The 12,684-nt window shown below is 37.6% G+C and carries 8 protein-coding genes and 1 rRNA gene; all 9 read left to right on the top strand.

The genetic code is table 11. The annotated features are described in order from the left end of the window. Window positions 1-6: 6 nt before the first annotated feature. Window positions 7-117 (top strand): 5S ribosomal RNA (gene rrf, locus H8S63_RS14740). A 622-nt stretch (window positions 118-739) separates the two neighbouring features. Further along, the gene (locus H8S63_RS14745) at window positions 740-1,336 is read left to right on the top strand and encodes an RNA polymerase sigma factor (protein WP_186927217.1); all 597 of its coding nucleotides are present in this window, start codon (window positions 740-742) and stop codon (window positions 1,334-1,336) included. A gap of 73 nt (window positions 1,337-1,409) precedes the next feature. Beyond that, window positions 1,410-2,381 (top strand): FecR family protein, encoded by a 972-nt coding sequence (locus tag H8S63_RS14750; protein ID WP_007748631.1) that lies wholly within the window; start codon window positions 1,410-1,412, stop codon window positions 2,379-2,381. A gap of 93 nt (window positions 2,382-2,474) precedes the next feature. Then, entirely contained in the window at window positions 2,475-5,831 is a 3,357-nt protein-coding gene (locus H8S63_RS14755) for a TonB-dependent receptor (protein WP_022275625.1), read from the top strand. Window positions 5,832-5,842: 11 nt separating this feature from the next. Next, on the top strand, window positions 5,843-7,468 hold the full coding sequence (locus tag H8S63_RS14760; protein ID WP_186927218.1) for a SusD/RagB family nutrient-binding outer membrane lipoprotein: 1,626 nt from the start codon (window positions 5,843-5,845) through the stop codon (window positions 7,466-7,468). 22 nt (window positions 7,469-7,490) lie between these two features. Next, on the top strand, window positions 7,491-8,558 hold the full coding sequence (locus H8S63_RS14765; protein ID WP_255467671.1) for a glycoside hydrolase family 18: 1,068 nt from the start codon (window positions 7,491-7,493) through the stop codon (window positions 8,556-8,558). 8 nt (window positions 8,559-8,566) lie between these two features. After that, the gene (locus H8S63_RS14770; RefSeq protein ID WP_186927220.1) at window positions 8,567-9,724 is read left to right on the top strand and encodes a DUF1735 and LamG domain-containing protein; all 1,158 of its coding nucleotides are present in this window, start codon (window positions 8,567-8,569) and stop codon (window positions 9,722-9,724) included. Between the two features lie 27 nt (window positions 9,725-9,751). Beyond that, a complete protein-coding gene (locus H8S63_RS14775) occupies window positions 9,752-11,182 on the top strand; it encodes a BT_3987 domain-containing protein (protein ID WP_186927221.1) in 1,431 nt (476 codons plus the stop codon). A 75-nt stretch (window positions 11,183-11,257) separates the two neighbouring features. Continuing rightward, window positions 11,258-12,589, top strand: a complete 1,332-nt coding sequence (locus tag H8S63_RS14780) for a DUF4989 domain-containing protein (protein WP_186927222.1) — start codon at window positions 11,258-11,260, stop codon at window positions 12,587-12,589. Window positions 12,590-12,684 lie beyond the last annotated feature (95 nt).

The raw sequence follows: 12,684 nt of genomic DNA on the forward strand, positions 1-12,684 counted from the left end.
ATTTATTCAGGTGGTTATAGCACGAGGGTTCCACCTCTTCCCATTCCGAACAGAGAAGTTAAGCCTCGTCACGCCGATGGTACTGCGTAACAGTGGGAGAGTAGGTAGCCGCCGTTTTTTAAGAAGCCCCTTGATTCAGCAACGAATCAAGGGGCTTTCTGTTTTCCGGCCGTTCCTGTTCCCGATCTGAAAATTCGTATAACAAAATGAATTTATATTACTCAAACGAGAAAGCAAATATAGTGAATCTAAATTACTTCCCTGTTTTTTGATTTATCAATGGTACTTTGGTATGCTTGTATTTCCTCTTTTACTACTCTTTTTTATTTTCACCTCTCTATTATATTGTTTTTTCATAATAGCATAATCCTTTTTTTAATCAGTCACACTTACGTGGATTCCGTCATGAAACCTTTAATTCAATATCAGAGAATGCAGAGTAGAAGCCAGTTAAATTTTCTGTTGATTTCTAATATTTTATATTGCTTCTTCTCGGATAAAGTTATAAGTTAGGTATATTCCAAACATTTTGTTAATGAAAAACTTTTGATATTGTAACAATTTTTAGTTTTGAAATTGTAATGTTATTTATTATATTTGCAAATATTTTTGCAGAAGAAATTGTAACGGAGAGAGAATATATAAAAAGATATTGAATGGGGTTGTTTATATTGAATTCATTTTGTCGGGATGAATTATTGATAAAAAGTATTTATGATCTATATTTAAACCTTAAACTATGATTGTTGAAAAACATTTGCATATAGACTTGATAAAGAAGGTAAAACAAGGTTCTTATGAGGATTTTACCCGTCTGTACTTTATGTATGCGGATTTGCTTTATGGTTTTGTGCTGAACTTGACTAAATCTCCTGATGACGCTGAAGATATTCTGCAAGAAACCTTTTTGAGGATTTGGCAGACTAAAGAAAATCTTTCTTTAGAGACTTCATTTAAATCCTATCTTTATACTATTGCACATAACCTTATCATAGATTCATTTCGTAAGAAAATTGATAGTGTTGCATTTGAAGTTTATATTCAAAGTGACGCATATCAGAATTATACAGAAAATAATACAGAAAATGAAGTTTATTTTGATGAATTTCTTGATAAACTGAATGAAGCTAAAAAGAAACTTAGTAGTAGGCAATTGGTGATTTTTGAGTTGAGTCGTGAAAAAGGATGTTCGATTAAAGATATTGCCGAAAAGATGGGAGTTTCGGAAAAAACAGTGAAGAATCAATTGACTCTTGCATTGAAGACTTTGAAATCAGAATTATCTCTCTTGCATTATTTGTTATTAGTCTTGCTATTGTTAAGGAACGAATTTTAATTTATGTTTTATAACATGTAAATTGAGTCGGGACTATTTGGGGGATTTTGCGTATTTCTTATAAAACAGAAATATGAAAAATAATTTGCTCCAAGTTTTATTGCGACGGTTTTTCTCAGCAAGAATTAGTCCGGCCGAATACACAGTCCTTAAATCAGAAGTTCAAAAAGCAACAGATGAAGCTATGGACTCTGCATTGGATATTTTGTGGAAGGAGCAAAACCTGCAAATTCCGGTGATGGATGATGCTGTTAAATTCAGGGTTCTTAATAATATTCAAAATCAGATAACGGATAACAAACCTTCGCATAATTTTTCCTGGACACGAATTGCGGCTACAATTCTGATACCGCTTCTTGTTTCGGCAGCATCATTTTATTACTTTTCAGGAAAGTTCAACAGGCAAGAGGATGTTTTTACCGTATTTGCAGAAAGAGGACAAAAAACACAAATATTTCTTCCGGATGGGACTCAAGTTTGGCTTAATTCGGATTCTTATCTCAGCTATTCTTCCGTATTCAATCGTGATAATCGTGAGGTGACTCTTAAAGGCGAGGCTTTTTTTGATGTAACCAAAGATGATGAGCATAGTTTTACTGTTAAAGCAGAAGGTATTAATATTGTGGTACACGGTACAGCTTTCAACGTTTCTGCCTATCCGGATGAAGAAATGGCAACTGTTTCTTTGCTCAGAGGAGCTGTCACGGTGGAGAATGCTGTAGAGAGGGTACAATTAGAACCTGGTCAGCAGGTACAGATACCGAGAGACAGACAATCATGGAAACTATTCCCCTGTGATGTTGAAATGGAGTGTTTATGGACACAGAATATGCTCAGGTTTGAAAATACTCCGGCGGTAGAAGTGTTTGCGAAGTTGGAAAAATGGTATGGAGTAAATATCCACGTAGAAAATTCGGATTCGTCTGTTAAATATGGATTTGTTCTGAAAAGTGAATCATTAAGAGAAATATTAGATCTAATAAATAGAATAACAGCAATTGATTACCAGATAAACGGAGAGGAGGTGAACATCAGATATAAGTGAAAATATAAATAAAACATGAAAAATATTTTTCCATGTTTTCTATAAAAGCATATATAAAATTAATCATTTCTTTTTTTACTTAGTCATAATATTATGGGAAAAATAACAAAAAGGATACTTGCTAATATCTTTTTTTTCTTATTGATATTTCAGTCTTTGAGTGCCCAAAATTCTCAAAGAATAGATTTATCTTTGAAAGAACAAACGCTTAAAGTCTTTCTTGAGATAGTCGAACAGAAGACGAATTATACATTCATGTATAATAATCTTGATTTGGAACAAAAAATATCGGTTCAAGTTAAACAGGCTACTATTGATGAACTGTTGAAAAAAGCATTGACTCCATTACACATTAATTTTGAAATTGCCAATGCTAAAATCATTTTAACGAAACAAGACCAGGTAAATAATGGTTCAGTCACAGTAACAGTGAAGGGATCTATTGTAGACGAAGCGGGTGAGCCTCTAATTGGAGTTAATATAGCTGCAATGTCCACAGGTAAGGGAACGATCAGTGATATCAATGGAGAGTTCACGGTCGAAGCGGCTAAAAATGAAATTTTGAATATATCTTATATAGGTTATGTTTCACAACAAATTAAGGTAGGTACTCAATCATCTATACATGTAATCCTTAAAGAAGATACTCAGACTTTGGACGAAGTGGTTGTTACTGCATTGGGTATCAAGCGTGCAGAAAAGGCATTGAGCTATAATGTACAGCAGGTTAATACAGACGCGGTGACAGAACATAAAGATGCCAACTTTGTTAATTCCCTTAACGGTAAAGTGGCGGGTGTCACAATTAATGCTTCTTCATCAGGAGTCGGAGGCGTATCTAAAGTTGTAATGCGTGGAACAAAATCCATTATGCAATCTTCCAATGCATTGTACGTAGTAGACGGTGTCCCGATGTTTGCCGGTAGTAGCAAAGGTGGGGGAAAAGAATTTGATTCTCAGGGAGCTACCGAGCCTATTGCAGATATCAATCCGGATGATATTGAATCTATGTCGGTTCTGACTGGTGCCGCTGCCGCTGCATTGTATGGTTCGGAAGCTGCCAATGGTGCCATTATCATTACAACTAAAAAAGGAAAAGTCGGTAAGGTTAGCATATCTGTAAATTCAAGTATGGAGTTCAATCAGCCTTTCGTAATGCCTCGTTTCCAAACCCGTTATGGAACCGGTGTAGGAGGAAGCTTCCTGGATGGTTCAGACCGTAGTTGGGGAGAAAAATTAACAGTAGCTAATTATCGTGGCTATGATCCTAAGGATGATTATTTCCAGACTGGTATTATCAACACGGAAAGTGTTTCTTTCTCTACCGGTACAGAAAAAAATCAAACTTATGCATCGGCTGCTGCCATCAATTCAAAAGGTATTACTCCTAACAATAAGTACAGTCGTTATAATTTCAGCGTACGCAATACCACTTCTTTCTTGAACGACAAGATGACTCTTGATATAGCTGCCAGCTATATTTTGCAAAATGACCGCAATATGGTGAATCAGGGAGAATATAATAACCCGTTAGTGGGAGCTTACCTATATCCTCGCGGTAATGACTGGGAAGATGCGAAGTTGTACGAACTGTATGATCCGGCACGTAAAGTTTATCTTCAAAACTGGTCGATCGGTGATGCTGCAATGACGATGCAGAATCCATATTGGGTGAATTACCGCAACTTGCGTGAGAATAAGAAAGACCGTTATATGTTGAGCGCAAGTTTGAATTATAAAATATTGGATTGGCTGACTGTTTCAGGACGCGTAAGTCTGGATAATGCCAATAATGATTATACAGAGAAATTTTATGCTTCTACCAATACACAGCTTACGGAAGGTTCTTCTCGTGGTTTGTACGGTATAACCAAGACTTCGGACAAACAATTGTATGCAGATTTTCTGGTAAGTATCAATAAGAACTTTGGTGAAGACTGGAATCTGAGTGCTAATATCGGTGGATCATTTACTGATGTGCGATCAGATCTAATGACAGTCCGCGGTGGAATTGCTGATGGCAGTGATGCATTTCCGGGTGAGCAGGTCGGTTTGACCAATTATTTCGCTATTCAGAATTTAAGCCAGAAAGCCCGTCGTCTGCAAGAAGGATGGAGAGAGCAGACTCAGTCTATTTATGCTTCTGCTGAATTGGGATATAAGAGTACTTATTATTTGACACTTACCGGACGTAACGACTGGCCTTCACAATTAGCCGGACCTAATTCTACATCAAAGAGCTTCTTCTATCCGTCAGTAGGTTTGTCTGTTGTTCTCTCAGAACTGATGCCTAATTTGAATAAAGATTATTTGTCTTATCTTAAACTGCGTGGTTCGTTTGCCTCTGTCGGTTCGGCTTTCCAACGTTATCTTGCCAATCCGCGCTACGAATGGAGCACTTCTGCCAATCAATGGAGCGTACTGACTCAATATCCGATGTATTCATTGAAACCGGAACGTACTAATTCTTTTGAAATCGGTTTTAATGCTCGTTTCTTGAAATATTTTGAGTTGGATGCTACTTATTATAATGCAAAAACTGAAAATCAGACTTTTAATCCGCAACTTCCGATTAATAAATATTCAAAAATGTATATTCAAACCGGTAGCGTACGCAATCAAGGTATAGAGCTTGCTCTGAATTTTGAAAATACATGGCGTAATTTCACATGGATGAGTGGTTTGACTTATTCAATGAATAAGAACAAGATTGAATCTTTGGCGGACAATGTTATCAATCCTATAACCGGGCAGCTTTTCTCCATACCTTCACTTGATATGGGCGGATATGCAGATTTACGTTTTATCCTGCGTGAAGGTGGCAGTATGGGAGATTTATATTCACGTACAGATTTACGTCGTGATGCTAACGGTGCTATTTATATGGATGAATCGAATAACGTATATACTCAGAAAATAGATAACCCCGATTCTTATATCAAGTTGGGAAGTGTATTGCCGAAGGGAAATCTTGCATGGCGTAACAACTTTATGTGGAAGAATTTCCATGTAGGATTCATGATTTCTGCTCGTCTGGGTGGTGTAGTATTTTCAAGAACACAGGCTATACTTGATAAGTTTGGCGTTTCCGAGGCTTCAGCCGATGCGCGTGATAATGGTTTTGTATTGATTAATGGAAATGACAGAGTTAATCCGGAGAATTGGTATACAACAGTAGGTAGCACCGCTGTGCCGCAGTATTATACTTATTCGGCTACCAACGTTCGTTTGCAGGAGGCTTCGATAGGTTATACTATTCCGAGAAAATGGCTGGCTAATGTCTGTGACATTAAAGTTTCATTGATAGGTCGCAACTTGTGGATGATTTACAACAAGGCTCCTTTCGATCCGGAGGCTGTGGCATCGACAGATAATTTCTATCAGGGAATCGACAACTTCATGATGCCTTCTTTGCGTAATGTAGGTTTCAGTCTGAATTTCAAATTCTAATAAAAGTGACTATGAAAAAGATATTAAATACATTTATTTTCGCTTCATTAATGGCGGCTGTGTCATCCTGTACCGCCAAGTATGAGGATATCAATTCAAACCCTTACCAACCAGGCGACTTGTCTGCCGACGACTATGCGCTGGGTTCGGCCATGAACAACCTTGCCGGTTGTGTGGTCTCTCCGGATGTCAATACGGCACAGTTTACAGATTGTTTGCTGGGCGGTCCTATGGGAGGATATTTTGCCGATTCCAAAGCATCATGGGAACGTACGATTTCGAACTTTAACCCTGAAGATGGCTGGACAAATGTTTTTCTGAAAAGTGATAAGGTGCTTCCGGTACTTTATTCCAACTTGAGTATTGTAGAGGTAGTATCACAAAATACGAACAACCCGGTTCCTTTGGCTATTGCGACAATTATAAAGGTTGCAGCCATGCATCGTATTGCGGATGCTTACGGACCGATTCCGTATTCTAAAATAGGAGCGGATGGTTCTATAACAACTCCGTATGATTCGGAACAGGAAGTTTATAATAAATTCTTTGAAGAACTGAATCATTCTATCGGTGTGTTGAATGAGCATCCGAATGACCGTTTGACTGCTTCGGCTGACTACATTTATCAGGGTGATGTGAAAAAATGGATTCGTTTTGCCAATTCGCTTAAACTTCGTCTGGCTATTCGCATAGCCAATGTTGACAAGGTGACAGCACAGAAGATGGCGGAAGAAGCTGTTGACCCCCAAAACGGTGGTGTGATCGAACAGAATACAGATAATGCGGCATGGAGTTATTTCTCCGGTTCTGTAAATAACCCTATTTATGTGGCTAAGGAATACAATCATATCGGTGTTCACAAAGAAGATAATAGCGCCTGTCTGACAGGTGGAGATACACATGCAGCAGCCGATATTATCTGCTATATGAATGGTTATGAAGACCCTCGGCGGGAAAAATATTTTGTCAAGTCGGAATGGAAAGGACATGAGTATGTCGGATTGCGTAGAGGTATTATTATCCCGGTGCTTGAAACTACCGGACACAAATATTCCGGAATTAATATGAAGCCGAATGATCCGTTATATTGGATGAATGCTGCGGAAGTCGCTTTCCTGCGTGCAGAAGCGGCGGCTATCTATAATTTCAATATGGGAGGTGAAGCCGGTGAGTTTTACAATACCGGTATTCGCTTGTCATTCGAACAGTGGGGGGCGGACGGAGCAGAGGAATATCTGAATAACGAGACTTTACGCCCTGAAACTTATGTAGATCCGGACGGAAAGAATTCTTATGACAGAGACTTGTCCAGAATCACTGTGAAATGGGATAATGCTGCTTCACCAGAAGAAAAACAGGAGCGCATTATCATTCAGAAATGGATCGCTAACTGGCAGTTGGGTAATGAGGCATGGGCGGATTACCGTCGTACCGGCTACCCGCATCTGATTCCTGCTACTGCGGCCGGTAATAAGAGTGGCGGTATCGTTGACTCGGAAAGAGGTGCGCGGCGTATTCCTTATCCAGCATCGGAATATGGAGATAATCCTGTAAATATAAATTATGCCGTGGCTACTTATCTGGGTGGCCGGGATGATATGGGACGTGATCTCTGGTGGGCTAAAAAAACAAAGTAATATAATAAAGTAGATAATGTTTATGAAAAATACATTTGGATATAGCGGACTGTGTGTTGCGATATGCATGACTATGTCACTCTCATTCTGTTCTTGTGAGGACTGGACGGATGTGGAGAGTCTGGATATACATACTCCTTCGCTTGAAGAACAAAATCCTCAACTATACGCTGATTATCTGAAAGATCTGAATATTTATAAAGCAAGTGAGCATAAATTGACTATAGTATCTGTGGAGAATGTGGCAGATCCTTCCAAACAGGCCGAAAGATTGTCCGCTTTGCCTGACAGTATCGACTATATCAGTTTGAATAATCCGGATAAATTGTCCGGAAATATGCTGGACGAAATAAGAATAGTCAGAGAGAAAGGTACGAAGGTGGTGTACAGTATTGATTTTTCTAAATTTGAGGAAGAATGGAAGGAGATGAAGAAAGCTAATCCTGACTTGACGGAAGAAGAAGGTCGGGCTTATTTGGACAAACGTACAGATGAGATGCTTGCTTTAGCGGATAATTATGATGGTATTATTGCTGATTATACCGGTCGTTCTTTGGTTAGCTTGAAAGGTGAGGAGCTTGAGGTATATACATCTCGTCAGACAAACTTCTTGAATAAACTGAAAGAGTGGAAGCAAGCATCCGATAAGTCGTTGTTCTTTTATACTAATGTACAATATCTTACAGCTGAAAATATGGGAATAATAGGGTTGGCTGATTATATTATTCTTAAAACAGCTTTGTCAACAAATGGTGATGATTTAAGTGTCAAGGCGTTATTGGCTGTTCAGGCAGGAGAAGATGCGAAAGAATTGTATGAAGGGATAAACCCTGTCCCTGCTGACCGTTTTATTGCGTGTGTTCAACTACCGCAGCCGGATGACAAGAATCAGGTGATAGGATATTGGAATACAGTTGACTCTGAAGGAAATAAAACTTTAGCTACTCAAGGAGCCGCATGGTGGAATGTGCAGGCGTCAACTGGATTTGAAAGAAAAGGAATGTTTGTTATGAATGTACAGGATGATTATTATAATAATACGTTCTCTTCAATTCGTGAGGTTATTAGTATAATGAATCCGTCAAAATAAAAGAAGATATGAAATTACATAAGTATATGTTTGCTTCCCTTTCTTTTTGCTCATTAGTATTGGGAAGTTGCCAAAATAATGATATTGATGATGAACACCATTATGATAATAAGGTATTTGTCACTTCCCAGCAAGTTAGGGATGATTTGTTGATTAAAGAGACCATTTCGGAAGCTACCCGGTCCATATCTTATCGCTTGGCTGATCCGTTGGATAGAGAGGTGAATATTTCTTTTGATGCTGCTCCGCAATTGACTGCTGCTTATAATTTGGCTTTTAATGATAACGCACAGGTTTTGGCTGCTGATTATTATGAGATTCCGGTCAAGTCGGTTACGATTAAAGCGGGAGATATCAGTAGTGATGATGTTGTTGTTAACTTTAAAAACACAAATAAGTTGGACAAGTCAAGACGCTATGTGTTACCGGTTACAATAACGGATGCGGATATCGAGGTACTTGATAGTAAAAGAACTGCTTATTTTATATTCAAGGGTGCGGCATTGATCAATGTGGTAGCTAATATTGAGAAAATGTATTTCCCTATTTATTGGGATACTGATGTACATTCTGTAAATGTTGTAACAGTGGAAGCTTTAGTGCGTAGTAATGATTGGGTTGCAGGGCGTGATAACGCACTGAGTACAGTATTTGGGGTTGAAGGTGAGTTCCTTGTTCGTATTGGCGATGCTGATCGTCCGCGTGATCAATTGCAATGTGTAGCTCCCGGTGGAAATTTCCCTGCTCCGAATGCTGTTGCCAGTTTGCCTGTAAAAGAATGGGTGCATATTGCCATCGTCTATGATGCAACTACTCGCGAACGTATCTATTATAAAGATGGAGTGAAAGTTTATTCGGATAATGCTGCCAGTCGTGCTGTAAACTTATCATCAAATGGCTGTTATATTGGTAAAGCATATGATGATACGCGTTGGCTGCCTGGTGATATTTCAGAAGTGCGTATTTGGAATATTCAACGTAGTGCTGAGGAAATAGCTAAGAATCCGTATGAAGTTGATCCTCATTCTCCAGGACTAATAGCATATTGGAAATTTAATGAAGGAACTGGAAGTGATATAAAGGATCATACAGGAAATGGTAACGACATCAGTGCTGTTGGTGGTACTCCAACATGGGTAAATGTTGAACTTCCGCAAATAAAATAATTACAAACTTAATATAGGATTGTACATATGAAACGAAAAGATATATATACGTTATTGTTTGGTGTTTTGTGTTGTGCAGGAACATCATTATGTTTTTCTTGTGCTGATGATTTAGAGATTGGAAAGCAGTTTGATGAATCGGCTTTGGAGGGAATTTATGAAAATAGAGTTTTTCTTTGCGACGCTTCATCTAATAAAGTCAATAATATTATTGAATTATATACTTCTAATCAGTATTCAACTAAAGTTCGAATGTCTTTATCGAAGAATTCTTCAGCTGAAACTTCAGCTAAGATAGTTATAGATGAATCTTATTTGGAAAACTATAATCAAGAACATAACACAGATTTTGAAATGCTTCCGGCAAGTGCGGTCATTTTTGCTAATGATGGTACTTTAAACTCTGGAAATTGTGGAAGAAGTTTAGAGGTGGAAATGACAATAAAGATTTCAGATGATTTGGAGGCAGGAAAGACATATGCTTTACCTCTCTCAATAACGGAACCTACTTCTGACCTTACAATAAAAAATGAGCAAGATCGTCACTGTGTATATTTAGTTAAGGACATGAGAAAGTTTGGTGACGCTTTCAAAGGAGAGGATAAGCCAAAAGGATTTTTGTTTTTTGAAGTAAATGATGTAAATCCATTAAATGCTCTTTCTTTCCAATTGGAAAATGGTAAATATTTTTGGGATGTAGTTGTTTTATTTGCTGCTAATATCAACTATGATTCTGAAGCAGGACGTCCATATATAAAATGTAATCCGAATGTTCAGTATTTGTTAGATAATAATGAAACTCTTTTGCAGCCATTGCGTAAACGCGGTATAAAAGTCTTGTTAGGTTTATTGGGTAATCATGATATGGCAGGATTGGCTCAACTTTCTACCGAGGGGGCTAAAGTATTCGCACGTGAGATTGCTCAATACTGCAAGGCTTATAACTTGGATGGAGTAAATTATGATGATGAATATTCGCTTTATCCAGATCTTGATAATCCTTCATTTGCTACCCCTTCTGCTCAAGCGGGAGCACGTCTCTGCTATGAAACCAAACAGGTAATGCCTGATAAGTTGGTTACAGTTTTTGCATATGGAAATATGTATGGAGTTGAATCTGTAGATGGAGTAGATGTTGATGAGTGGATTGATATAGTTGTACCTAATTATGGTTCAGCAGCTTATCCTTTAGGTAATATGGGTAAATGGAAGTGTGCAGGTTTGGCTGCAGAATTTAATTTGAATGGTGGTGGTTCTTTGGATAGTTATGGTGCTCAGAAAATATTGAGTGGTGGTTATGGGTGGCATATGGGATTTGCTGCTAATCCGAGTAATTATAGAACGATTTTTCGGCGTTTGAGTGGTGCTTATGAACTATATGGCTCTAAATTGAAAGATCCGACAATCTTTTATAAAAAAAATGAAACTACTCCATCTAAGTATCCGGAGGATTTATGATAGTTAATGCTAGAGAAAAGTATTTTTAATGTATTAACAACTATTCGAATGTTATATTAACCTGAAAATAAGAATATGAGAATAAAAAAAATTTTTTATATGCCTATTCTCTGTATGGGTATATTATCCTCTTGTCTGGATGATGAAAATTTGGATTTGAAGAATTTCCCTATTAACCAACCGGAAATATTAGTTCAAGGTAGTAATGGTGATAATAATGTTGTTGCTACTTATCTGAGCGATGGCACTTTGAAGTTGGATGCTCCTTTAACAAGAACATATGTGTTCCGTTTCAAAGCTTCTCCGGAAGATATGATTGTAAATTTTGAACCAATTTGTTCTAACATCCCAGTAGAGAAAGTTATCTTAAGCACTTCCGAGGTCTTATTGGCTGCCGGAGAAACAGATGCGGTAGTAACCGTTTCTTTGAAAGACGATGATTTTAATTTTGCAGCTTCTACTTTGGAAGAAGAGACTTATGTACTTGGTGTTAAAGCTAATGTGAATGGATTTAATATAGGTGAAGAGCCTATGGAAAGTAAGATTATGATAGAAAAAGAGGCTTATTGTGTGGCGGTATCTGTACATGGGGAAAATCAAAATAGTGCCTCTTTTGAGCGTACATTTGTTAATGGTGCTATTGAGGAGCAAGACCCCATTGCTTATAAATTCAAAGTAATGTTGGATAAGCCTGCAAATAAGGATGTTGCTATACAGATATTTACTGAAGGAATTGCAGAAAAATATTTAGAAAATGTAACCGTTGTTCCTAATAAGATTGTAATTCCAGCTGGTCAAATCTCTTCGGAAGAAGTGACGTGGACTGTGACAAACGACTTTCTGCTTGAGGATGCTATGCCTGCTACTTTTTTGATAAATCTGAAATTAGGTATAGAAACGGAAGATGCTACAGTAAAAAAAGAAGGGGAGAATTCCATATCTATAACGGTTAAGAAAAAAATGCTGAATATGGGTGTCGTTGACGTCCTTCCTCAAGAGTGGAGCATGATAAATAAAGAGGATTGTTCCGCTATTGAACTGTCAAATTTTTCAGGGGATGGGAACGTTTTGTTTGATTCTCTTACAACAGGAGGAAAAACACTTTGGGGGGCTAGTTGGAGTTTGCCGGCAAGCTTTATTGTAGATATGAAGAATTTACATATGTTGGAAGGTATAAAAATAGATTATTATTCTTATTCTACTCCAGCAGGTCCTAAAAATATCAGAGTGTGCACTTCAAAGGATAAAATTCAATGGGTAGAACAAGCAGATTTAGCAGAATTGCCTAATAGAAACGAAAACTTGTTGGAGTTTTATACAGGAATGGAAGCTAGGTATGTCAAGCTAGAATTTTTTGCCTTGTATTCGTCTGTTATTTATGTTGCTGAAGTGTCTTTGTATGAATAGTGACTTTTTATTGTTTAAATTTTAGAAGGATATTTAGAACAATATTAGGGTAAAATGAAACGCAAAATTTGAATATTATTGTTCGGATTTTGCGT

This window comes from Bacteroides sp. NSJ-39, assembly GCF_014287315.1.
Classification (GTDB): Bacteria; Bacteroidota; Bacteroidia; order Bacteroidales; family Bacteroidaceae; genus Bacteroides; species Bacteroides finegoldii.